The 23,511-nt window shown below is 61.4% G+C and carries 22 protein-coding genes and 1 tRNA gene; 17 read left to right on the forward strand and 6 right to left on the reverse strand.

The window, feature by feature from the left end:
* Positions 1–3 precede the first annotated feature (3 nt).
* Positions 4–762, reverse strand: coding sequence for a slipin family protein (locus tag V9L13_RS21555; RefSeq protein WP_003220464.1), 759 nt, complete (start codon positions 760–762; stop codon positions 4–6).
* Between the two features lie 2 nt (positions 763–764).
* Positions 765–1,316, reverse strand: a complete 552-nt coding sequence (locus tag V9L13_RS21560; RefSeq protein WP_338800486.1) for an NfeD family protein — start codon at positions 1,314–1,316, stop codon at positions 765–767.
* 153 nt (positions 1,317–1,469) lie between these two features.
* Here V9L13_RS21560 and V9L13_RS21565 point away from each other — a divergent pair, with 153 nt between their 5' ends.
* Together V9L13_RS21565 and V9L13_RS21570 are read left to right on the forward strand one after the other, a co-directional pair.
* Entirely contained in the window at positions 1,470–1,931 is a 462-nt protein-coding gene (locus tag V9L13_RS21565; protein WP_338800487.1) for a YbaK/EbsC family protein, read from the forward strand.
* A gap of 127 nt (positions 1,932–2,058) precedes the next feature.
* Positions 2,059–2,304 (forward strand): DUF2789 domain-containing protein, encoded by a 246-nt coding sequence (locus V9L13_RS21570; protein WP_135294704.1) that lies wholly within the window; start codon positions 2,059–2,061, stop codon positions 2,302–2,304.
* Between the two features lie 3 nt (positions 2,305–2,307).
* Here the strand turns inward: V9L13_RS21570 and V9L13_RS21575 are convergent, their stop codons facing one another.
* Positions 2,308–2,589, reverse strand: a complete 282-nt coding sequence (locus V9L13_RS21575) for a type II toxin-antitoxin system RelE/ParE family toxin (protein WP_338800488.1) — start codon at positions 2,587–2,589, stop codon at positions 2,308–2,310.
* The gene (locus V9L13_RS21580; protein WP_338800489.1) at positions 2,586–2,864 is read right to left on the reverse strand and encodes an antitoxin of toxin-antitoxin stability system; all 279 of its coding nucleotides are present in this window, start codon (positions 2,862–2,864) and stop codon (positions 2,586–2,588) included. Before V9L13_RS21580 ends, V9L13_RS21575 begins: the two co-directional genes overlap by 4 nt.
* A gap of 201 nt (positions 2,865–3,065) precedes the next feature.
* On the opposite strand from V9L13_RS21580, the gene V9L13_RS21585 reads away from it, so the two are divergent.
* From V9L13_RS21585 to pgaD, 11 genes are all read left to right on the forward strand, one after another.
* Positions 3,066–3,494 (forward strand): MarR family transcriptional regulator, encoded by a 429-nt coding sequence (locus V9L13_RS21585; protein WP_045122246.1) that lies wholly within the window; start codon positions 3,066–3,068, stop codon positions 3,492–3,494.
* Positions 3,491–5,554 carry an FUSC family protein gene (locus V9L13_RS21590; protein ID WP_338800490.1) on the forward strand — a complete coding sequence of 688 codons (2,064 nt, stop codon included), beginning with the start codon at positions 3,491–3,493 and terminating at the stop codon, positions 5,552–5,554. The genes V9L13_RS21585 and V9L13_RS21590 overlap by 4 nt, the downstream gene beginning before the upstream one ends.
* Positions 5,551–5,760 (forward strand): DUF1656 domain-containing protein, encoded by a 210-nt coding sequence (locus V9L13_RS21595; RefSeq protein ID WP_098966584.1) that lies wholly within the window; start codon positions 5,551–5,553, stop codon positions 5,758–5,760. Before V9L13_RS21590 ends, V9L13_RS21595 begins: the two co-directional genes overlap by 4 nt.
* Positions 5,757–6,659 carry an HlyD family secretion protein gene (locus V9L13_RS21600; protein ID WP_003220477.1) on the forward strand — a complete coding sequence of 301 codons (903 nt, stop codon included), beginning with the start codon at positions 5,757–5,759 and terminating at the stop codon, positions 6,657–6,659. The genes V9L13_RS21595 and V9L13_RS21600 overlap by 4 nt, the downstream gene beginning before the upstream one ends.
* Positions 6,656–8,098, forward strand: coding sequence for an efflux transporter outer membrane subunit (locus tag V9L13_RS21605; RefSeq protein WP_003220479.1), 1,443 nt, complete (start codon positions 6,656–6,658; stop codon positions 8,096–8,098). Before V9L13_RS21600 ends, V9L13_RS21605 begins: the two co-directional genes overlap by 4 nt.
* 93 nt (positions 8,099–8,191) lie before the next feature.
* Positions 8,192–8,827: a hypothetical protein gene (locus tag V9L13_RS21610; protein ID WP_003220482.1), complete on the forward strand. Its 636-nt coding sequence runs from the start codon at positions 8,192–8,194 to the stop codon at positions 8,825–8,827.
* A gap of 292 nt (positions 8,828–9,119) precedes the next feature.
* Entirely contained in the window at positions 9,120–10,625 is a 1,506-nt protein-coding gene (locus V9L13_RS21615) for a YdgA family protein (RefSeq protein WP_338800491.1), read from the forward strand.
* A gap of 246 nt (positions 10,626–10,871) precedes the next feature.
* The gene (pgaA, locus tag V9L13_RS21620) at positions 10,872–13,352 is read left to right on the forward strand and encodes a poly-beta-1,6 N-acetyl-D-glucosamine export porin PgaA (RefSeq protein ID WP_338800492.1); all 2,481 of its coding nucleotides are present in this window, start codon (positions 10,872–10,874) and stop codon (positions 13,350–13,352) included.
* Between the two features lie 12 nt (positions 13,353–13,364).
* A complete protein-coding gene (gene pgaB, locus V9L13_RS21625; protein WP_338800493.1) occupies positions 13,365–15,362 on the forward strand; it encodes a poly-beta-1,6-N-acetyl-D-glucosamine N-deacetylase PgaB in 1,998 nt (665 codons plus the stop codon).
* A 1-nt stretch (position 15,363) separates the two neighbouring features.
* Complete coding sequence (pgaC, locus tag V9L13_RS21630) at positions 15,364–16,719, forward strand: poly-beta-1,6-N-acetyl-D-glucosamine synthase (protein ID WP_338800494.1); 1,356 nt, start codon at positions 15,364–15,366, stop codon at positions 16,717–16,719.
* A complete protein-coding gene (pgaD, locus tag V9L13_RS21635; protein ID WP_003220491.1) occupies positions 16,716–17,243 on the forward strand; it encodes a poly-beta-1,6-N-acetyl-D-glucosamine biosynthesis protein PgaD in 528 nt (175 codons plus the stop codon). Before pgaC ends, pgaD begins: the two co-directional genes overlap by 4 nt.
* A 31-nt stretch (positions 17,244–17,274) precedes the next feature.
* Here the strand turns inward: pgaD and V9L13_RS21640 are convergent, their stop codons facing one another.
* The gene (locus V9L13_RS21640; RefSeq protein WP_338800495.1) at positions 17,275–18,798 is read right to left on the reverse strand and encodes an FAD-dependent oxidoreductase; all 1,524 of its coding nucleotides are present in this window, start codon (positions 18,796–18,798) and stop codon (positions 17,275–17,277) included.
* 139 nt (positions 18,799–18,937) lie between these two features.
* Here V9L13_RS21640 and V9L13_RS21645 point away from each other — a divergent pair, with 139 nt between their 5' ends.
* Complete coding sequence (locus V9L13_RS21645) at positions 18,938–19,498, forward strand: YbhB/YbcL family Raf kinase inhibitor-like protein (RefSeq protein ID WP_338800496.1); 561 nt, start codon at positions 18,938–18,940, stop codon at positions 19,496–19,498.
* A gap of 170 nt (positions 19,499–19,668) precedes the next feature.
* Positions 19,669–19,941, forward strand: coding sequence for a hypothetical protein (locus V9L13_RS21650; RefSeq protein ID WP_226499749.1), 273 nt, complete (start codon positions 19,669–19,671; stop codon positions 19,939–19,941).
* Between the two features lie 77 nt (positions 19,942–20,018).
* Here the strand turns inward: V9L13_RS21650 and V9L13_RS21655 are convergent.
* Positions 20,019–20,095 (reverse strand) — tRNA-Arg (locus V9L13_RS21655).
* A 443-nt stretch (positions 20,096–20,538) separates the two neighbouring features.
* On the opposite strand from V9L13_RS21655, the gene gabD reads away from it, so the two are divergent.
* Both gabD and gabT read left to right on the forward strand, forming a co-directional pair.
* A complete protein-coding gene (gabD, locus tag V9L13_RS21660) occupies positions 20,539–21,981 on the forward strand; it encodes an NADP-dependent succinate-semialdehyde dehydrogenase (protein ID WP_003220501.1) in 1,443 nt (480 codons plus the stop codon).
* 185 nt (positions 21,982–22,166) lie between these two features.
* Positions 22,167–23,444: a 4-aminobutyrate--2-oxoglutarate transaminase gene (gene gabT, locus V9L13_RS21665; RefSeq protein WP_003220503.1), complete on the forward strand. Its 1,278-nt coding sequence runs from the start codon at positions 22,167–22,169 to the stop codon at positions 23,442–23,444.
* The last annotated feature ends 67 nt before the right edge of the window (positions 23,445–23,511 follow it).

The following is a 23,511-nucleotide window of genomic DNA, read 5'->3' on the forward strand; positions in this document are numbered from 1 at the left end:
TGCTCAGGACTTGCCTGACAGATCCGCCATCCCTTTGAGCAGCTCGATCGGTAGCGGAAAAACAATGGTCGAACTCTTGTCGCCGGCAATCGAACTCAAGGTCTGCATGTAACGCAGCTGCATGGCGCCGGGCTGACGGCCAAGCATTTCGGCGGCCTGCATGAGTTTTTCCGAGGCTTGCAGTTCGCCTTCGGCGTGAATCACCTTGGCCCGGCGTTCGCGTTCGGCTTCGGCCTGTTTGGCAATCGCACGCACCATCGACTCATTCAGATCAACGTGCTTGATCTCGACGTTGGCAACCTTGATGCCCCATGCGTCAGTCTGGGCATCGAGCACCTGCTGGATGTCGATGTTCAACTGCTCGCGTTCGGCCAGCAGTTCATCCAGCTCATGTTTGCCGAGCACAGCGCGCAGGGTGGTCTGCGCCAGTTGGCTGGTGGCCGAAAGAAAGTCTTCGACCTGAATGATCGCCTTCTGCGGGTCGAGCACGCGGAAGTACAGCACCGCGTTAACCTTCACCGAGACGTTGTCGCGGGTGATCACATCCTGTGGTGGCACGTCGAGCACCACGGTGCGCAGGTCGACCCGGACCATTTGCTGCACCACTGGAATCAGCAGGATCAGCCCCGGACCCTTGACCTGCCAGAAGCGTCCGAGCTGGAACACCACGCCGCGCTCGTACTCACGCAGGATGCGAAAGGTCGACCCGGCGAGGGCAATGACCAGCAGCAACAGTGCAACGAAACCGATTTGCAGACCCATGATCACTCTCCGTGTCCTGCCGCGTCAGTCGCGGCGACTTTCAGCAATAAGCCCTTACGCCCGACCACACGCACCGATTGCCCGGTGTGCAGCGGTGTTGTGCTTTGCACTTGCCAATGCTCACCCTGCAATTGCACCCAGCCGTTGTGCGTGTTTTCCGCTTGCACGGTGGTCACCGCCGTCACGCTGCCGACCAGCCCGGCATCGCCGCTGACGGCGTGACGCGGGCGGGTTTTCAAGGCGCGGATGATCAGCGTGATCAACAGCAGGGCGCTGATCAGGCCCAGCCCGATCATCATGGGTACCGGCAAATCGGCATTGCTCAGAATCAGCGCGCCGATGACGAACATGATGATCCCGCCCAGGCCGATTACCCCGTAGTTGGGCAGCGCGGCTTCGGCAATCAGAAAGGCAATCCCGAGGGTGATCAGCCACAGGCCGACCGGATTGACCGCCGTCAGCGGGACGTCAGCCGCGAGGGCTGAGCCGCTGAGCAGCAGCATCAGGAAAAACGTACAACATCGACTGGTCACGTGACCCTCCGGGAGAGTCATGGGTTGGTTCCTTGAGTCTAGTTGAGCCTGGCGCTGGATGAATTCTGATCAATGAACAGATGTGTCCAGTGAGCGGATTTCCCTTCGCCAGTGGCTTGCCGAACTAGACTCAGCAGAACAGGTACAACGTTCAGCGTGACACCGAGGTGCATCATGCGTATGGCAAAAAAAGTGCAGAGCAGCCTGAGTCGGGCGCACTGCGAATATGACGTCGTGGCCCATCGACACTCGGCCAGCAGCCTGGAAACCGCGCGGGTCTCCGGGGTGCCCGCCGAACGTGTGGCCAAATCGGTGATCCTCGACGACCACCACGGGCATTACCTGATGGCCGTGCTGCCCGCCAGCCGGCATCTGGATTTGAGCAAAGTGCGCAGCAGCGGTGAATGGCAGATCACCCGCGAGAGCAATCTGGCGCATATCTTCGATGACTGCGAACGCGGCGCGGTGCCGCCACTGGGTGATTCCTATGGCCTGGACATGGTCATCGACCCGCTGCTGACTCGACAGAAAGACATCTACCTGGAAGCCGGCAACCACAACTACCTGCTGCACATGAGCATGCCCGAGTTCCTGAAAATGGTGCCGCATGCGCAGGTGCAGGAGTTGAGTCATTAGGTTTTTTGGTGCGGCCACTGACGCCTTCGCGAGCAAGCCCGCTCCCACAGGTTGACCGCAATCCCCTGTGGGAGCGGGCTTGCTGGCGAATAATCGCCCATCCACCGCATTCTTGAAGGAGTCCTCCATGGAACAGCCCACCCACAGCCTCCCGTCCCTGTTCAAGCAACTTGGACTGGACAGCGACCCGACCGGCATCGAGCAATTCATCGCCACCCATTCACCACTCAAACCCGAGTTGCACCTCGCAGACGCGTTTTTCTGGAGCAAGAGCCAGGCGGATTTTTTGCGCGGCGAGATTCTTGATGATGCGGATTGGGCGGAGGTGGTGGATCAGTTGAATGTGTTGTTGCGCAAGGGGCGGGAGGGATGACCGCTATTTTGGGAACGGCCACATCTGTGCGGTATGAACAATCGCCATGATCCACACCACATCACGATCCAGTTGGTAAACGAGACGATAGCTGGGGTGCGGAATAATCTCTCGAGTGCCAGCGATAACGCCGACAGGGCCAACTTCGGGGTGTTGGGAGATTCGGGATACCGCTTCAGTGAAGCGGCGATCCATTTCGAGGGCTGCTTTTGGGTTTACGGTGTGCAGGTAATCCCAGATTTTTTCACGATCCTGTACAGCATTTTTAGTCCAGATAATCTTCATCCTTGATTGTCTGCCCGCCTGCGCCTGGCGGCTAATTGTGCTTCAACTTCCTCGTTGGAAAAAACTTCGCCGGCTTCTATCGAGGCTCGCGCAAGCTCGACCTTTCGCTGCAAAAACATCTCGTACTCACGGGCTTCCCTTTGTGTCTGAACAAACTGACGCATCATTTCGCGCACGATCTGTGATGCAGGGCGATGCGAGGCCTCGGCTTCGGCCATGAACTGCTCTCGCAGCTCGGGCTCGAGTTTCATCGTGAAAACCGCCTGTTTTGACATTGCAATGTTCCCTTTAAAAGGTGATGTACTTACGAGGTATATACATCGTACTACTTTGATTAGGAAACAAGTGATGCTCCGGGTGACCAGCGGGCAGATTTGTTTCAAAACTTGACTGGAATTCCCCGCCAATGCCATATTGATAGTTAGCAAACTAACAGTGTGCATTTTCCCGTGCCGAATTCCCTCGACGCTCTTCAGATGAACATCAGCAGTGCCATGGTGGTGGCCGCCAGGCATTGGCGGAAGATCTGCCAGACCACGCTGGTCAACTATGGCATCTCCGAAGCCTGCGCCGTGCCGTTGCTGATGATCGGGCGGTTGGGCGAGGGCGTGCGTCAGGTGCAGGTGGCGCAGGCGGCCGGGATGGAGAGTCCGTCGCTGGTGCGCCTGCTCGATCAGTTGTGCCACGCCGGCTATGTCTGCCGCACCGAAGATGCGCAGGATCGTCGGGCCAAGTGCCTGAGCCTGACCGACACCGGCCGTGAGCTGGTGCAAGCGGTGGAAAGTGAACTGGTACGTCTGCGTCATGAAGTGCTCGAAGGCATCGACCAGAGTGATCTGGAGGCTACGCTTCGGGTACTGCGAGCTTTTGAGGCGGCCCATCCGCCTGTGGTGATCAACTCTTGAACGGTTTTTTCTCCGGCATTCCTCCGGCCCGGGACTGGTTCTACGGGGTCCGCACCTTTGCAGCGTCGATGATTGCGCTGTACATCGCCTTGCTCATGCAAATGCCGCGTCCGTATTGGGCGATGGCCACGGTGTATATCGTCTCCAGTCCGTTTCTCGGCCCGACCAGTTCCAAGGCGCTGTACCGCGCCATCGGCACCTTTCTCGGAGCGGCGGCGGCGGTGCTGTTCGTGCCGATGTTCGTGCAGAGTCCGTACGTGTTGGTGGTGGTCATCGCGCTGTGGACGGGGATCCTGTTGTTCCTGTCGCTGCACCTGCGCACGGCCAATAACTACGCATTGATGCTAGCCGGTTACACCCTGCCGCTGATTGCCTTGCCGACCGTGGATAACCCGTTGGCGGTGTGGGATGTGGCCGAGGCGCGGACCGAAGAGATCTTTCTCGGCATCGCCGTGGCGGCGGTGATCGGTGCAATGTTCTGGCCGCGCCGTCTGGCGCCGGTATTCAACGACGCGGTGGGCAAGTGGTTCGCTGACGCCACCACCTACAGCCTGAAGTTTCTCAGCCGCGACGTGCAGCCTGAACAGATCACCGCGCTGCGCATGGCCATGGTCGCCAATTTCAACAGCCTCGAATTAATGATCGGCCAGTTACCCCACGAAGGCGCCCGGCCGCAAACCGTGCGCAACACCAAGGAGCTGCGCGGGCGGATGATCCACCTGTTGCCGGTGATCGACGCTCTGGAAGACTCGCTGTATGCCCTTGAGCGACGTACGCCGGAGCTGGTGGAAAAGTTTGCCCCGCTGCTGACCGCGACCCAGGAATGGCTCGGTCATAAAGATGCCGATCTTGACCGCTGGCAGGCGCTCAAGGATCAGCTTCAGGCGTTGCAGCCGAGCTGCGAGGCGCTGGAAGATCGCAAGCAATTGCTGTTCTCCAACGCGATTTATCGCCTCGGCGAATTCATCGATCTGTGGCAGGACTGCCGCAGTCTGCAGGACGCGATTCTCTGCGAGCGCCAGGACAGCTGGCGTGCGGTGTACCGGCACTGGCGCCTTGGGCGGCTGACGCCGTTTCTCGACCGCGGGATGATGCTGTATTCGGTGGCCTCGACCATTCTGGCGATTATCGTCGCTTCGGTGCTGTGGATTCTGCTCGGCTGGCCGGACGGTGGCAGCGCGGTGATTCTGGCGGCGGTAGCGTGCAGTTTCTTCGCCTCGATGGACGACCCGGCGCCGCAGATCTACCGGTTCTTTTTCTGGACCGGGATGTCGGTGCTGTTTGCCAGTCTCTATCTGTTTCTGATTCTGCCGAACCTGCACGATTTTCCAATGCTGGTGCTGGCTTTCGCGATTCCGTTCATCTGCGTCGGCACCCTGACGGTACAGCCGCGGTTCTACCTCGGCATGCTCCTGACGCTGGTCAACACCTCGTCGTTCATCAGCATTCAGGGCGCCTACGACGCGGACTTCTTCGCCTTTGTGAACTCCAACCTGGCCGGCCCGATGGGTCTGCTGTTCGCTTTCATCTGGACGTTGGTCACCCGTCCGTTCGGTGTCGAACTGGCGGCCAAACGTCTGACCCGTTTCAGCTGGAAGGACATCGTGCGCATGACCGAGCCGGCGAACCTCGCCGAGCACCGGCAACTGGGCGTGCAGTTGCTCGACCGTTTGATGCAGCACCTGCCGCGTCTGGCCATGACCGGTCAGGACACCGGCATCGCCATGCGTGAAGTGCGCGTCGGCCTCAACCTGCTCGATCTGCTGGCCTACACCCCACGGGTGGAAGGCGCGCCGAATGCCCTGCTGCAACAAGTGGTGGCTGAGGTCGGCGAATATTTCCGCGCCTGCCTCAAGGCCGGTGAACGCTTGCCGGCGCCGAGCCCGCTACTGATGACCATGGACCGTGCGCGCCGCGCCCTCAAAGGCCACGGCGAGGAAGAAACCCGACTAAACCTGTTGCATGCCCTGAGCGGTTTGCGCCTGGCGCTGCTGCCCGGCGTGGAATTCGTCAGCACGAGCGATGCCGAAGAACCGCTGCCCGATGGAGCGCCCCTATGATCGGTGATCTGGATATCAGCGGGATTTTCCTGCCGACCCTGCTGGTGTTGATGGGCATCACCTATGTGTTGTTTCTGCTGGTGCATGGCGTGCTCACGCGCCTGCACTTTTACCGTCTGGTCTGGCACCGGGCATTGTTCAACGTGGCCCTCTACGCCGTGATGCTGTACGGCGTGGACTCACTCAGTCGATACCTGATGACATGAAAAAACCGTTTCTGACTATCGGTCGCGTGGTCCTGACCCTGCTGATCGTGACTTTTGCCGTCGTCCTCGTCTGGCGCATGGTGATGTATTACATGTTTGCGCCGTGGACCCGCGACGGCCACATCCGCGCCGACATCATCCAGATCGCCCCGGATGTATCCGGGCTGATCCAGCAGGTCGAGGTCAAGGACAACCAGTTGATCAAACGCGGCCAGGTGCTGTTCAGCATCGATCAGGACCGTTTCAAACTGGCCCTGCGTCAGGCCAAGGCGGCGGTTGCCGATCGCGAAGAAACCCTGGCCCAGGCGCAGCGTGAAGCCAAGCGTAACCGCGGGCTGGGCAATCTGGTGCCGGCCGAACAGCTGGAAGAAAGCCTGTCGAAAGTGGCCCGGGCGCAATCGGCGCTGGCCGAAGCGCTGGTGACGGTGGACAGCGCCCAGCTCAACCTGGATCGCTCGGTGATCCGCAGTCCGGTGGACGGCTACGTCAACGACCGCGCGCCGCGTGTGCAGGAGTTCGTCACCGCCGGGCGTCCGGTGTTGTCGGTGGTCGACAGTAACTCGTTCCACATCGACGGCTATTTCGAGGAAACCAAACTCGACGGCATTCATGTCGGGCAGTCGGTGGACATCCGTGTGATCGGTGACAAGGCCAAGCTGCGCGGGCATGTCGAAAGCATCGTCGCCGGTATCGAAGACCGCGACCGCACCAGCGGCAACAACCTGCTGCCCAACGTCAACCCGGCGTTCAGCTGGGTACGGCTGGCGCAGCGGATTCCGGTGCGCATCGCTTTTGACGAAGTGCCGGAAGATTTCCGCATGATCGCCGGGCGGACCGCTACCGTGTCGATCATCGACGATCAGCCACGCGACGACCACAAACAGGAGCCCGCGCAATGAACAAGGCCCTGATGATCGCCGGGTTGGGCGTGATGCTCTCGGCCTGTCAGATGGTCGGGCCGGACTATCATCTGCCCGCTGACGCGGCGGTGCAGCGCAAGGATTTTCAGGGCGAACTGGCGGTGGAGGGTAAGCCGGTGGTGTCAGCGCCGGTGCCCGCCGACTGGTGGCGGCTGTATCAGGACCCGCGTCTGGACCAACTGGTGCAGCAGGCCATGGCGTCGAATACCGACTTGCGCGTGGCGGCGGCGAACCTGTCGCGGGCGCGGGCCCAGGTCGATGAGGCTGAAGCGGCGGGCGGCTGGAGTGCCGGGGTGAAGATGGGCGCGCAGCGCTTGCAGGAGTCCGGTCAGGCCTACCTGCTGACGGAAAAGGTGCCGGTGGCCAACGTCGGCGATATCGGTATCAGTGCCTCTTACCAGTTCGATCTGTGGGGCACGCTGCAACGCGGGATCGAAGCCGCCAAGGCCAACGCCGATGCGACCCAGGCCGCCGCCGACACCGCGCGCATCACTCTGGTAGCGGACGTGGTTCGCGCCTACACCCAGGTGTGTGCCGCCAATGAAGAGCGGGAAATCGCCCAGCATTCCCTCGACCTGCAATCGCAAGGCACGACCCTGATCCAGCGCCTGCGCGATGCCGGGCGTGGCGATGAAACCCAGGTCACCCGTTCGCAAACCCAATTCAAGTCGTTGCGCGCCGACATGCCGCGCTATGAAGCGGCGCGTCAGGCCGGGCTGTTCCGCCTGTCGATGTTGCTGGCCAAACCGGTCGATCAGTTGCCGGCCGGCACCGCCACCTGCGCCGAACTGCCGAAAATCGCCCAACTGGTGCCGGTCGGCGACGGTGCGGCGCTGCTCAAGCGTCGGCCTGATGTGCGTCAGGCCGAACGTCGCCTCGCCGCCGCGACCGCCGGGATCGGCATCGCCACTGGCGAGCTGTACCCGGACATCAGCATCGGCGCGACCATCGGCACTGTCGGTATTATTTCCGATCTTGGCGATCCGTCGACCAACCGCTGGGGCTTCGGCCCGTCGTTGAGCTGGAAGGTCCCGACCAACGGCGCCCGCGCCCGTATTCGCGAGGCGGAAGCCAATACCCAGGGTGCGCTGGCGCACTTCGATGGCGTGGTGCTCAACGCCATCCGCGAAACCCAGACCGGCCTGGCGCAGTACACCGCGCTGCTACAACGCCGCGATGCGCTGGCCGATGCGGAACAGTCGGCGAAACTCGCCGCCGACCAGACGCACCGCTTCTTCCAGGCCGGGCGCGAGTCGTTCCTCGCCGACCTGCAAGCGACCCGCACCTACACCGACGTCACCGCGCAACTGGCCGCCGCCAACACCCAAGTTGCCATGAGCCAGATCGATTTGTTCCTCGCGCTGGGCGGCGGTTGGGAAAGCGGACGAACGCAAGCCTCAAGCGCCAGCAAACCCTGAAGCCGTTGCTATGCTTTGAAGTGTTGGAAGGGTGCCCTGAGCACGGCGCCCTTTCAGCGCACATTGCTAGCGCTGGTCTAGGGGAAACCAATAATGAAAAACCCTTACGCTCTCGGCTTCTGGTGCGCCCTGGTAGCGCTGGTGCTGCTGTCGGCCACCTATTTCTACGGCATCATGCTGGCCCATCAGATCGACAAGGCCATGGTCTTCCTCGACAGCGCCACGGCGTTGATCGCGGTGATGGCAATCGTCGTCGTGGCGTGGGCCTCGGTCCAGGTGCAGCGGGTCAAGAAAAGACAGCTTGAACAAGGCAAGACCCTGGTGCTGATCTGGGATACCAAAGTCGCCCTGCGTCGGGTCGAAACCGTATTCGATCGCTACTTCTGGGGCAGTTACTGGCAACCGGGACGTACTTTCGCCGAAGTCATGGGCGAGCTCACCGGCACCCCGCTGGAAAAAAGCCTCGAAGCCCTGAAAAAGCAGTGTCTGGAACTCGACAAGCAGATTGCCGATGAAGGCTGGCACTGGCTCAACAATGCCCGCGAACTGTCGGATGTCGCCACGGCCATGGCCCGGGAGCGTTATCAGCTGGATTTCTGCGACCCGCGCGCCGAGGGACCGGGCGCAGCGGTGATCGATCGGGATTTCGAAGTGCTGGTGTATACGTGGACGGCGCGATTGAAGAGCTTTGATCATCAACTCGATGAGATCGAGGTCCAGTATTCCTGATCTTCTGGGAATCCAGTGGCCCTATCGCGAGCAGGCTCACTCCTACAGGGGAACGCATTTCAATTGTAGGAGTGAGCCTGCTCGCGATAGCGTCCTCAAAAACACTGCAACTCTCCCTGCCTGTCAGCTGTCCACACTCCCCATAGACACTCTTTAACCTTTAAACATTGGGCCGCCTCGCGCTGCCAGTGCTAATCTCCACCGCTAATTTCAGCGGAGTCGAGCCGCGACCCGGTCACGGGTTCAGGGAAGACGACCACATTTTCAGCCACGGACATTGATCAGGTCATTCATGAATAAATCAGCAGGCGTGCTTCTCGGGATTGTTGTAGCCATCGGTGCCATCAGCGCCGGCGGGGCCTGGTACACCGGAACCAAGATCGAAGGCGTGCTGAACAACGCCGTCACCAACGCCAATAAAGAGCTGCAGACCGCGATGGCCGGCTCCAATGGCACTGCATCGCTGGAGCTGGTGTCGCTGGAGCGTCACACCTTCACCAGCACCGCGCACTACCGCCTCAAGGGCGAGGGCGAGATGTTCGGTGACAAGCCGGTCGAGCTGCTGTTCGTCGACCATATCGAACACGGCCCGCTGCCGTTCTCGCGTCTGGTATCGCTGAAGTGGCTGCCGGTCATGGCCACCAGCAATTACGAGCTGGAAAAGAGCCCGGCCACCGAAAAATGGTTTGCCGCTACCAAAGGCGCCGCGCCGCTCAAGGGCGTGACCAACATCGGCTACGACGAATCCACTACCAGCAGCCTTGAGTTGCTGCCACTGGAAACCGCGCTGGACGAGCAATCGAGCCTTAAATTCTCTGGCCTGACCATGAACATCTCCGCCAGTGCCAAGGCGCAGAAGGTCAAGGCTGACGGTTACATGGACAACCTGAAACTGGTCACTGTCTCGCAAGACCAGGCGCCGGTGCAGATCGAACTCAACGGCCTGACCCTGGCCAGCAACCTGACCAAGAGCAGCTACGGCTACTACACCGGGGAAAACACCCTGGAGCTGACCAGCAGCAAAACCACCTTCGGTGCCAAACAGTCGGTGCTCGGCGTGAAGAACTTCGAAATGAAGAACCTCACCGAAGAGAACGGCAGCAACGCCTCCGGCCGTGCGGATTACCAGATCGGTGAAGTGTCGCTGAACGACAAAAAGATCGGTTCGGCGCAACTGGCCATGAGCCTGAAGAACCTCGACATCCCGTCGACCCTGTCGTTGATGCAGATCTATCAGACCAAACTGCAGCCTTACGAGAAGGCTGCTGCTGAAGCCGCTGCCGCCGGCCTGCCAGCTCCGGAGCTGAATCTGACCGAGGCGGAAAACGCGCAAGTCAAAGCCGATCTGCAAAAACTGCTGGCCGCCGGCCCGCAACTGGCGCTGGAAAACCTGTCGCTGAAAACCGCCAACGGTGAAAGCCGCGCCAATCTGGTGATCGACCTGACCAAACCGGCCTCGATGGACATGCCGCCGGACCAACTGGTCAAACAGTTGATCGCACTGCTCGACCTCAATGTGCAGGTGTCCAAGCCGATGCTGGTCGATCTGCTCAGTGTGCAGGCGCAAGTCGACGGTCAGACTGACGCCAAGGCCATCGTCGATGAGGCGAGCGGCGCTGCCGACATGTTCTCCGGCATGGCGGTCGGTTCGCAACTGGCAACCATCGACGGCACCAATGTGGTGACTAAGCTGCATTACGCCGCCAATCAGGTGGAATTCAACGGCCAGAAAATGACCGTCGAGCAGTTCGTCGGCTTCCTGATGAGCAAGTTCGCCGGCGTCACGCAAGTGCAGTAATCCTGCGCGCTAAATAGCAACGCCCGGCCTCTGATCTCCAGACGCCGGGCGTTTTGCTGTCTGGCGTTGGGCTTTTCGGCTGATCCGCCGCCACGATTCTGAACAATTATTGTGTTCTGAATATTGGTCTACGCTTGCATGCAAGACTGCCTGACTAAGCTTGGCCGAGTGCTCTCGACTCGGCCGCCGTTACTAATGGGCAAGGGGGGCATTGCGACCCGGCTGGCCATGTAAGGATGCTGACGAATGCCGCGTATTGATGTGCCTGTTCTACATCGTGGTTTACGCCCGTTGTTTCGTGTCGCGCTGTGCAGCCAGTTGCTCTGGCCGGCACTGGCGTATGCCGATACGCCCTATGATCAGATGGTGCGTGATGCCCGTGCCGGGCAGACTACGCCCGCGCTGAATGTGCTGCGTCAGGTGCCGCCCGGGCAATCGACCACCGGTCAGATCAGCGATCACCTGCAGATCGCCAGTTGGGCCGGTCTCGATGCCGAAGTGGTACAGGTCTATGAGACCCAGGGTCGCGACTGTGCGCTGCCGGTGCAGGCACTGACCGCCACGGCCCGTGCCTATCGCAACCTCAAGCGTTGGGATCAGGCAATCCAGGTCTACAACAAAGCCCTGGCGCTGGAGCCGAGCAACGCTGATCTGCAACTGGGGCTGGCGCTGACCCAGGCCGACTCGGGCAAACCCGACGAAGCCGTGATCCGCGCCAAAGCGCTGGTCGCCGCCAAACCCGATGATCCGACTCGTCGCCTCGCACTGGGCTATGCCCTGACCCGCGCCGGCAAGCAATACGATGCCCTGTTTGAATATGATCAGGCGTTCATCCGCGCCGGCAGCAAACCGGACGTTGCCCGTGAGTACGTGGTGGCCCTGCAAAAGGCGCGTCTGCCGGAGCCGGCACTGCGTCTGGCCAACCAGCGTCCGGGCCTGATTGACCCGGTAACCCTGCGCCGCCTCGAAGGCGACCTGGCCGCCGAGCGTGTGCGCCTCGCCGAGTTCGCTACCCGCAGCGAAAAAGAGCGCTATGTCATCGCCGACCGCGCGCTGGCCGACTACGACAAGCTGCTCGCCACCTGGACCCCGGACGCCAGTGCCCACGACGACGTGGTTCGCTGGCGCATCGACCGCATGGGCGCCCTCAAGGCGCGGACGCGAACCGCTGAAGTCATCACTGAATATCAGAAGCTGCAAGCCGAAGGCGTGAAGGTCCCGACCTACGCCTTGCGTTGGGTCGCGGCGTCGTATCTGGATCAGCGCCAGCCGGAAATCTCCACCGATCTGTACCGTCAGGTGCTGGCGGCACCTGACGCCGATCCGGGGGATCGTCTGGAAGACACCACCGCCCTGTATTACTCGCTGCTGGAAAGTGATCACCCCGAAGAGGCCCGCAAGGTTGCGGATGACCTGGCCAAGTCAGAGAAGCCACGGGTCGAACTCAAGGGCCTGCCGATCGGCAATCCCAACGACGAGTGGATGGATGCTCAGCAACTGGCCGCGCAGGCCGGGACGTACGGCGCCGACCTGCCTCACGGCGAGGAAGGTCTGCAAACCCTGGTCGACCAAGCGCCGGGCAACGTCGGCTTGCGCGTGGCCCAGGCGGATCTGTATCTGGCCCGTGACTGGCCGCGCCGCGCCGAGAGTCAGCTCAAGGAAGTCGAGAGCATGGTGCCGCGCGACATGAGCCTGGAACTCGCTCAGGCGCGCACCGCCATGACTCTGCAGGAATGGCGGCAAATGGATGCGCTGACCGACGACCTCGTCGAGCGTTTCCCTGACAATCGCCAGGTGCAGCGCGCCGAGCGTGAGCGTGAAGTGCATGACATGTCCGAACTGCGCGTCGAAGCCTACGGCGGCAAGGCCAATGGCGGCGGCAACAGCGGTGCCGGTGCGGTCAGCGGCAGCCGTGATTTCGGTATCCAGAGCACGCTGTACAGCCCGCCGATCGATGAAGACTGGCGGGTGTTCGTGGGTGCCGGTTATGCCACTGGTGATTTTGCCGAAGGCACCGGCACCGACCGCTTCCAGCGCGTGGGTCTGGAGCGGCGTACCCGCGACATGACCCTGGAAGCCGAAGTCTCCAACCACGACTACGGCTATGGCGACAAGCAAGGCGCGCGCGTGGCGATTGCCCGCGACATCAACGACAACTGGCAGTACGGCGGCAGCTTCTCCTATCTGTCGGCCGAGACGCCGTTGCGTGCGTTGAACAGCGACATCAAGGCCAACGGCGGCAACGCGTTCATCCGCTGGCGCGCCAACGAAAGCCGCGAGTGGAAACTCTCCGTCAGTCCATCGCACTTCAGCGACGGCAACAACCGCGTCGAAGCCTTGCTCACCGGGCGCGAGGGCGTCTACAGCACGCCGCACGTGCAGGTCGACGCCGGTCTGGAAGTTGGCACCAGCCACAACTCCAACTCCGAAGACGTGCCGTACTTCAACCCGAAGGCGGACTTCAGTGTGATGCCCACGGTCAACGTCAATCACGTGCTGTACCACCGCTACGAAACCTCCTGGAGCCAGCAATTCCAGGCCGGTGCGGGCACCTACAGCCAGCGTGATTACGGTACTGGCGGCATGGCGATGCTCGGTTATGGCCAACGTTATGCCTGGAACGACGTGTTCGAGGTGGGCGGCTTGTTCAGTGTGATCAACCGGCCCTACGACGGCGATCGGGAAACCGATCTGCGTCTGCTCGTCGACCTCACTTTCCGCTTCTAGAAGAGTTTGAAGATGCCTTTGATTTCGCGTTTCATCCTTCTGCTGGGAGTGCTGCTAGTCAGCGCCTGTGCCCAGCAAGCCCCGGCCTTCGCGCCGCCGTCGGAACGACCGCTGGCGGCCAGCGAAAAACCGTGGCCGAAAAATCACGTGCTGGGCATTGCTTATCACGACATCGAAGACCGCGATCCCGATCAGGCGGTGGTGGCAGTACGTACCGAACGCATGATCGAACAGTTGGCCTGGCTGCGGGAGAACGGCTACAAGCCGGTGACGGTCGACCAGATCATGGCCGCCCGCAAGGGTGGGCCGGAGCTGCCGCCGAAGGCGATTCTGCTCAGTTTCGACGATGGTTATTCAAGCTTCTATACTCGCGTGCTGCCGGTGCTGCGCGCCTACAACTGGCACGCCTTGCTGGCTCCGGTCGGCGTGTGGATCGACACCCCACTCAATCAACCAGTGGATTTTGCCGGTGCACCCCGCGCACGCTCCGACTTCCTGACCTGGGATCAGGTGCGGGAAATCTCGCAATCGGGTCTGGTGGAAATCGCCGCGCACACCGACGCCAGCCACAAAGGCATCCTCGCCAACCCGCAAGGCAACATGCAGCCGGCGGCGGCAACCCGCCGCTACGATCCAGTCACCAAACGCTATGAGTCCGAAGAGGATTTCCGCGCCCGAATCCGCAATGACGTTGCGACCATTTCGGAAAAGATCCGCAAGGTCACCGGCAAGAAGCCGCGCATCTGGGTCTGGCCGTACGGCACGGCGGACGGCACTTCGCTGACCGTGGTCGGCGAGCAGGGTTACGAGATGGCGCTGACCCTGGACGACGGTCTCGATGCCCTCGACAACCTGATGAGCAGCCCGCGCTTCCTGGTGGCCTCCGATCCTGACGGCGAGCATTTCGCCAACAGCATCGTCGGCGTGCAATCGGACTTCGCCATGCGCGTGGTGCATGTCGATCTGGATAACGTCTACGATCCGGATCCGGCGCAGCAGGAAATCAACCTCGGCAAGCTGATCCAGCGCATGGCCGACATGGGCGCCAACACCGTGTTCCTGCAGGCCTTCGCCGATCCGAAGGGCGACGGGCTGGTGCACTCGCTGTACTTCCCCAACCGTCACCTGCCGGTACGTGCCGACATCTTCGACCGCGTTGCCTGGCAACTGCGCACTCGGGCGCACGTGAAAGTGTTCGCGTGGATGCCGGTCCTGAGTTTCGGCCTCGATGCGAAGCTGCCGCGTGTCACGCGCTGGGATCCGAAGACCGGCACCACTTCGGTCGATCCGGGCCAGTATCAACGCCTGTCGCCATTCGATCCGCAAGTACGGCGGATCATCGGTGAAATCTACGAAGACGTGGCGCGCCTGACTTCGGTCGACGGCATCCTTTACCACGACGACGCGGTGCTCTCGGACTTCGAAGACGCCAGCCCCGAGGCCCTGAAGGCTTATGCCGCGCATGGCTTGCCGGGGTCCATTGCTGCGCTTCGCGATGATCCGGCAGCCATGCAGCGCTGGACGCGGTTCAAGAGCAAATACCTGATCGACTTCACCAATGAGCTGACCGCCAAGGTACGTGCGATCCGTGGCCCGCAAGTGCTGACCGCACGCAACATCTTCGCCGAGCCAGTGCTCAATCCTGAGAGCGAAGCCTGGTTTGCGCAGAACCTCGACGACTTCCTCGTGACCTACGACTGGACGGCGCCGATGGCCATGCCGTTGATGGAAAAACAGACCCAGGCGCAATCCGGCCCGTGGCTCGAAGAACTGGTGGCAAAGATCAAGCAGCGCCCCGGTGCACTGGATCGCACGGTGTTCGAACTGCAGGCCCGCGACTGGACGAAAAAGGATCAGGCCGACATCGACGGTGCGCAACTTGCCGACTGGATGGGCCGGCTCAAGCGTCAGGGTGCGACCAGTTTCGGTTACTACCCGGACAACTTCCTCGACAACCTGCCGGACCTGAAAACCGTAAGGCCTGCGCTCTCCAACAAATGGAACCCATGACATGCTGGATAGACTGTTAGCCCTGCTTGTTCTGGCGCTCGTCCTCGGCGTGCCGCTGGGGTTGATCTTCCTGGTCACCGGGCAGTTCCTGATGGACTTCGTGTTCTTCTACCCGTTGTTCATGTCCGGCCTGTGGATTGCCGGCGGCCTGTATTTCTGGCTGCACTGGGAACGCCACTGGCCGTGGCAGGACGACACCCTGCCGCCGCCACTGGAAGGCGAGCCGCTGATCTCGATCCTGATTCCTTGCTACAACGAAGGTGAAAACGCCGCCGACACCATTCACGCGGCGCTGGCCCAGCATTACCCGAACATTGAAGTCATCGCGATAAACGACGGCTCCAAGGACAACACCGCCGAAGTGCTCGACCGGCTGGCCAAGGAAGACCCACGCCTGCGTGTGCTGCATCTGGCGGAAAACCAGGGCAAGGCCGTGGCCCTGCGCATGGGCGCCATCGCCGCGCGCAGCGAATATCTGGTGTGCATCGACGGTGACGCACTGCTGGCGCCGAACACCGCGGCCTATCTGGTGGCGCCGATGCTCGACAACGCGCGCCTCGGCGCGGTGACCGGCAACCCGCGAATCCGCACGCGTTCGACGCTGGTCGGGCGCGTGCAGGTTGGCGAGTTCTCATCGATCATCGGGCTGATCAAACGCACGCAACGGGTGTTCGGGCGGATCTTCACCGTGTCCGGGGTCATCGTCGCGTTCCGCCGTACGGCGCTGAACCGGGTCGGCTACTGGAGCCCGGACATGATCACCGAAGACATCGACATCAGCTGGAAGCTGCAACTCGATCACTGGAGCATCTTCTACGAACCGCGTGCGCTGTGCTGGATCCTCATGCCGGAGACCCTCGGCGGCCTGTGGAAGCAGCGCCTGCGCTGGGCGCAGGGTGGTGCCGAAGTGCTGTTCAAGAACATCCGCGGCATCTGGCAGTACCGCCATCGTTATCTGTGGCCACTGCTGTTCGAATACTGCCTGTCGACCGGGTGGGCCTTCACCTTCCTGCTGTCGGTGATTTTCTGGGCGATCGGCAAGTTCGTGGTCATGCCCGACGCCATCGCCGTACACCACCTGATGCCGCCGGCGTTCACCGGACTGTTGCTGGCGTTCGTCTGTCTGGTGCAGTTCGCGGTCAGTATCATTATCGACCGGCGCTACGAACCGGGGCTGGGCCGAACCATGTTCTGGGTGGTGTGGTATCCGCTGGTGTTCTGGTTCATCAGCCTGCTGACCACGCTCGTCAGTTTTCCCAAAGTGCTGTTCGGCCAACATCAGAAGCGTGCGCGTTGGGTCAGTCCTGACCGGGGTATCAAACCGGCCGGAGACGACGAAGAGGAGGTCATCAAATGAAAATCATCCGGACCCGCCAGCGGCCATTTCTGGTGGTGGTCGATGTGATCCTCACCGTGCTGGCCTGGGTTGGCCTGCTGTACCTGCTGATACGCGGGTTGTGGCCATTGATCGAGACGCACGCCGGCGGGCCGCGCATCGACAGTTCGGCGTTCGAGGCCCTGGGTACGTTGGAGATTTACCTGTGGGTGGCGCTGGTCAATGCGGTCATTCTGATTGGCTGGGCGCGTTATCAGCAGCGCAAAAGCCGAAGCTTCGCGCAGCGTCGATTACCGGCACCGGTTGTCGATGACGAAGGCCTGAGCAAGAGCTTCAAGATCTGCGATGACCGCTTGCAGCAGCTGCGCACCCCCGGGGTGATCACCATTCATAACGACCAGGAGGGCGATGTCAGCCGTGTCGTGCTGAACTTCAGGCCAGTCGAGGCCACGGAACTGCCACCGCCGCTGGCTCCGCTGGAGCATCCACGGGTGATCTTTCTGCACTCGGAAGACGATGACAATCGCGGGCCGACGGCTCACTGAACGGCTCACGCAACCTCGGCAGGAGCTGTATTCACCCGCGAATCAGCTCCCACGCTTCTTCCATCTCCAGCGGTTGCTTCATGCGTTCGGCGAGCATGGCCATCTCCCGCTCTTTCTCGCACGCCACGGCGGCCACGACGACGCCGTTTCTGCCGAAAAGGCCAAGGAACGGTGGCTGTTCCGGCTCGCCGATGAACTCCACTTCATCCCAATGTTCGGCGTGGCCCAGGTGGTCGTAGTTCTTGCCAAAGTGCCAGGTCCAGAAAAACGGTACGTCCAGATAATGTTCGTCAGCGCCGAGCATGTTGGCGGCGGCGATGCGCGCGTGTTGCTGGGCCAGGCGCCAGTGTTCGATGCGTTGTGGCTGGCCGTTCAAGGGAAAGGTCGCGATGTCGCCAATCGCCCACAGGCCTTCAGCGACGCGCATGCCGGCATCGACCCGCAATGACTGATCCTTTTCCCTGGGCAGCGAGGCGAAGGCCTCGGTGGCCGGATGCACGCCGATCCCTGCCAGCACCAGATCCGCCTTCACCCGCAGGCCGTTATCCAGCAGCACTGCCTCCACCTTGCCTTCGCCAACGATTTCCCGCGCTTGATGCTCAGCGATGAACTTCACCCCGTTTTTTTCGTGAAGTGCACGGATCGCTTTGCCCACGGCTTCGCCGAACTGCGCGGCGAACGGTACCTGGTGCCGCGCCAGCACGGTCACTTCGAGGCCGTGCTGGCGCAACGCCGAAGCGCATTCGAGGGCGATAAAGCTGTCACCGATGATTACCGCGCGTTGCTCCGCCTTGGCTGCGCTCATGATCTGCCCGGCTTGCACCTTCGAGCGCAGGACAAAGACTTGCGGCAGATCGGCGCCGGGCAGCTCCAGTGAATTGGGCACAGCACCGGTGGCCAGCACGGCCGCGTCGTAACGCAGGGATTGGCCCTCGCGCAGGTGCAGGATTTTGCCGTCGACATCGATTGAACGGACTTCGTCCTGAAGGCGTTCGATGCGTTGTTCGCGGTAAAAATCGTCATCACGCAGCGGCGGGGTTTCGCTGACTTGCATCTCTGCGGCGAGGACGAATTTGCTCAGCACCGTGCGGTCATAGCCGGCCTCGGGTTCATGGTCGATCATCACGACGCGGCCACCAAAGCCCTTTTCCCGCAGCGCCGCCGCACACGCCGTGCCTGCTGCTCCGGCACCGACGATCACAAAGGTGCGCGCATCATCGGCCGGTGGAACATGCGGATCGAATATCGGCTGATCATCCACCCAGACTTCATCACCACGCATTTCCAGCGGATAACGCTTGAGGCTGTCCAGCGCCGGCGGTTCGCACAGTGCACCGTCCTCGGCGCGGAACGCGGCTTTGTGCCACGGGCAGATCAGACGACCATGGCACAGCGCTCCGTCAGCCAATGGCGCGCCGGCGTGTGGGCATTCGCCCTGAAATGCACGTAATTGGCCGGCGACACGCAACAAAACCAGCTTGCAGTCGCCGATCTGCACCGGCAGGCCACGGTCTTCAGGGACATCGGCGAAACGGGCGACACGGTGCAGGCTCATGTTCGTGCTCCTGGCAGGTATTTCTCTTACGAGTTTGCGGCGCAGTGCGAGGTTCAGCCAATTGCTACTGCCACGGCACGAACGGTACGGCTATAGTTTGCAGGCCGACGAAGGCCCAACTGCACAAGGTGCTCCCGGAATGACCCGATTGACCTCTCTCAACCCTTGGCTGGCGGCCGTCGCCGTCGCCCTTTGCGTGCAGTTTCCGGCGCAGGCGGCCGAGCGCTTTACCCTCGACATCCCCGGTGTCTCGGACAACCGCCTGTTCACCTCGGCCGCAGCGAGCGATGCGGCAGGCTGTGGCGGCAAGAACCAGTCGCCGGCGCTGGCCTGGAACTCGGGCCCTGCCGGTACCCTGAGCTACGCGATCGTCATGCACGATCCGGACGGCCAGAAAGGCCTGGGCGTCGATCACTGGATTCACTACGGCATCAAGGCCACCACCCGGCAGATCCCGGCCGGTGTCGGCGCAAAATCCAACCTGGAAGGCGTGGGCGGTACCAACACCAAAGGCACCACCCACTACATCGGGCCTTGCCCTCCGGTCGGCGACAGCGCCCACCACTACATCATTCAGATCTATGCCCTCGATCTGGCCCCGGACGCCTTGCCCGCCGGCCTGACCCGCGCCGAGCTGATGGATAAAATCAAAGGCCACGTACTGCGTAACAGCAGCGTGGTGCGGCGTTATCACCGCTGAAACTAATTTCAGCGGCGTTTAACCCGATCTGAAGGGGCTGCCTGCCTAAATGGATGAATGATCACGTTCATTCACTGAGGCGGGCAGCCCATGTTTCGTTGCCTGCCTTTACCGCGACGCCTGTGCCGCGAACAAATCCGCTGCCAGCGAGCGGATGAATCTCCAGCCATTTGGCATTGCCCGGCAAAAACGCGCACTATCGGGCCATGGCTGAAGCGCTGGAGAACAAAGTGGCACCAAAAATCGACCGCATCGCCCAACTCCTCAACTGCCCGCAGAAGGGCGAGGAGATGCGGCGAGCGATTACCGAGGCCCGCAAGGAGTTTCTGCTGAACCAGTCGGAAGAAGACGTCGTGGAAGAGGACGAGGTTTTTGAGGAGGTTGGGGAAGATCAGGAAGACGAAGACGACGATTACGACGAGTTTGACTGGACGACGGAGTGACCGCCGCCAGAGGACTGCGTTGCGCCCACAAAAAAGCCCCGGACCATCACAGTCCGGGGCTTTCTCGTTTCAATTCATGGCGCACCAGGCGGGATTCGAACCCACGACCCCTGCCTTCGGAGGGCAGTACTCTATCCAGCTGAGCTACTGGTGCAGCGGGCGACATCATACCTAGGTCGGCTCGGGGCGTCCATGCCGGGTTTGGGCGGGTTTTGTCAGTGCGCGTGTCGGTGTGAAACGCTGCATTCCTTAAAGCTGTAACGTCCTGCAAAACCCTCGCTTGGCGCTTTTTCCTGGCTGTTCTATGGTTTGGCTGCGGCCGGGGCTATTTGCTCGTTGATCTGAAAAAACCAGCAAACGCTGGGTTTTTGTTCTTTTTTTCGAACGACCTATTGTCCTTTACCCCCTTTGATCCTACGATCCGTTTGAGATTTCAAACGCTCTTTGACGGGGTGTTGATGCGCAGGTGCTGTGAATAACGCACGATCACTGCGCCTCACCCGGTCCATGATTTCCCTGACGGCAGCCTTGCGAGGCGCCTTTCTACAATCATAATTTTGCTCCGCGCAGGCCGCGGTGCTGTTAAGGAAAGCCGACATGCAGCTTAAAGATACCCAGTTGTTCCGCCAGCAAGCCTTCATTGATGGCGCTTGGGTCGATGCGGACAACGGTCAGACGATCAAGGTCAACAACCCGGCCACCGGCGAAATCCTCGGCACCGTGCCGAAAATGGGCGCCGCCGAAACCCGCCGTGCCATCGAAGCCGCTGACAAAGCGCTGCCGGCCTGGCGTGCACTGACCGCCAAGGAGCGTGCAGGCAAGCTGCGTCGCTGGTTCGAACTGATGATCGAGAACCAGGACGACCTCGCGCGCCTGATGACCCTCGAGCAGGGCAAGCCGCTGGCCGAAGCCAAGGGCGAAATCGTTTACGCCGCTTCGTTCATCGAGTGGTTCGCCGAAGAAGCCAAGCGCATCTACGGCGACGTGATCCCGGGCCACCAGCCAGACAAGCGCCTGATCGTGATCAAGCAGCCGATCGGCGTGACCGCCGCGATCACCCCGTGGAACTTCCCGGCGGCGATGATCACCCGTAAAGCCGGCCCGGCGCTGGCCGCCGGTTGCACCATGGTGCTCAAGCCGGCGTCGCAAACCCCATTCTCCGCCTTCGCCCTGGCCGAACTGGCGCAACGCGCCGGCATCCCTAAAGGCGTGTTCAGCGTGGTCTCCGGCAGCGCCGGCGACATCGGCAGCGAGCTGACCAGCAACCCGATCGTGCGCAAGCTGTCCTTCACCGGCTCGACCGAAATCGGTCGTCAGCTGATGGCGGAATGCGCCAAGGACATCAAGAAAGTCTCGCTGGAACTGGGCGGCAACGCGCCGTTCATCGTGTTCGACGACGCAGACCTGGATAAGGCCGTCGAAGGCGCGATCATCTCCAAGTACCGCAACAACGGCCAGACCTGCGTCTGCGCCAACCGTCTGTACATTCAGGATTCGGTCTACGACGCGTTCGCCGAGAAACTCAAAGTGGCGGTGGCCAAGCTGAAGATCGGCAACGGTCTGGAAGAAGGCACCACCACTGGCCCGCTGATCGACGAGAAAGCCGTGGCCAAGGTGCAGGAGCACATCGCTGACGCCGTGGCCAAAGGCGCCACCGTGCTGGCCGGTGGCAAGCCGATGGAAGGCAACTTCTTCGAGCCGACCATCCTGACCAACGTGCCGAAAGATGCCGCTGTCGCCAAGGAAGAAACCTTCGGCCCGCTGGCACCGCTGTTCCGCTTCAAAGACGAAGCCGAAGTGATCGCGATGTCCAACGACACCGAGTTCGGTCTGGCTTCCTACTTCTACGCTCGCGACCTGGGCCGGGTGTTCCGTGTGGCTGAAGCCCTGGAATACGGCATGGTCGGCGTCAACACCGGGTTGATCTCCAACGAAGTCGCGCCGTTCGGCGGCATCAAGGCTTCGGGCCTGGGCCGTGAAGGCTCCAAGTACGGCATCGAGGATTACCTGGAAATCAAATACCTCTGCCTGGGCATCTAAGCCGGGAAAGGGATCGCTGCAAACGCAAAGGGCACGAGAGCGCTGTCCCTTTGCGTCGTTTCAAACCGGAATTTTCTCTGCGGCCGGGAACGCCGTGGCAGTCGATCATCGCATGCTGCCACCGCCGATTCCTCCCGCTTAATCCTTGAACCACGCCGCCCGATGAGCGGTGAATGAGGACTGTAATGAGCAAGACTAACGCTGAACTGATGGCCCGCCGTACCGCAGCTGTTCCACGTGGTGTTGGCCAGATTCACCCGATTTTCGCCGAGTCCGCGAAGAACGCTACCGTGACTGACGTTGAAGGTCGTGAATTCATCGACTTCGCCGGCGGCATCGCTGTGCTGAACACCGGCCACGTGCACCCGAAAATCATCGCGGCCGTGACCGAACAGCTGAACAAGCTGACCCACACCTGCTTCCAGGTACTGGCCTACGAGCCGTACGTTGAGCTGTGCGAAAAGATCAACGCCAAGGTGCCAGGTGATTTCGCCAAGAAAACCCTGTTGGTGACCACCGGTTCCGAAGCCGTGGAAAACGCCGTGAAGATCGCCCGTGCCGCCACTGGCCGTGCCGGTGTGATCGCCTTCACCGGCGCTTACCACGGTCGCACCATGATGACCCTGGGCCTGACCGGTAAAGTCGTGCCTTACTCGGCCGGCATGGGCCTGATGCCAGGCGGCATTTTCCGCGCGCTGTACCCGAACGAACTGCACGGTGTGAGCATCGACGATTCGATCGCGTCCATCGAACGCATCTTCAAGAACGACGCCGAGCCGAAAGACATCGCCGCGATCATCATCGAGCCTGTGCAGGGTGAAGGTGGTTTCTACGTCGCGCCGAAAGAGTTCATGAAGCGTCTGCGTGCCCTGTGCGACCAGCACGGCATCCTGTTGATCGCTGACGAAGTGCAGACGGGCGCTGGCCGTACCGGCACCTTCTTCGCCATGGAACAGATGGGCGTTGCTGCCGATCTGACCACCTTCGCCAAATCCATCGCTGGCGGCTTCCCGCTGGCCGGTGTCTGCGGCAAGGCCGAATACATGGACGCCATCGCTCCAGGCGGCCTGGGCGGCACCTACGCCGGTAGCCCGATCGCTTGCGCTGCGGCCCTGGCCGTGATGGAAGTGTTCGAAGAAGAACAACTGCTGGACCGCTGCAAGGCTGTCGGCGAGCGTCTGGTGACTGGCCTGAAGGCCATTCAGGCCAAGTACCCGGTGATCGGCGAAGTGCGTGCCCTGGGCGCGATGATTGCGGTCGAGCTGTTCGAAAACGGCGACAGCCACAAGCCAAACCCGACCGCCGTTGCGGCAGTCGTGGCCAAGGCGCGTGACAAGGGCCTGATCCTGCTGTCCTGCGGCACCTACGGCAACGTGCTGCGCGTACTCGTACCGCTGACCTCGCCGGACGAGCAACTGGACAAAGGTCTGGCGATCATCGAAGAGTGCTTCTCGGAGCTCTAAGCCCGGCACTGTGTGATCGGCTCGACAAAAAACCCGCTTCGGCGGGTTTTTTTACGCCCCTTGAAAC

Origin of the sequence: Pseudomonas sp. RSB 5.4, from assembly GCF_037126175.1 — a bacterium.
Classification (GTDB): Bacteria; Pseudomonadota; Gammaproteobacteria; order Pseudomonadales; family Pseudomonadaceae; genus Aquipseudomonas; species Aquipseudomonas fluorescens_H.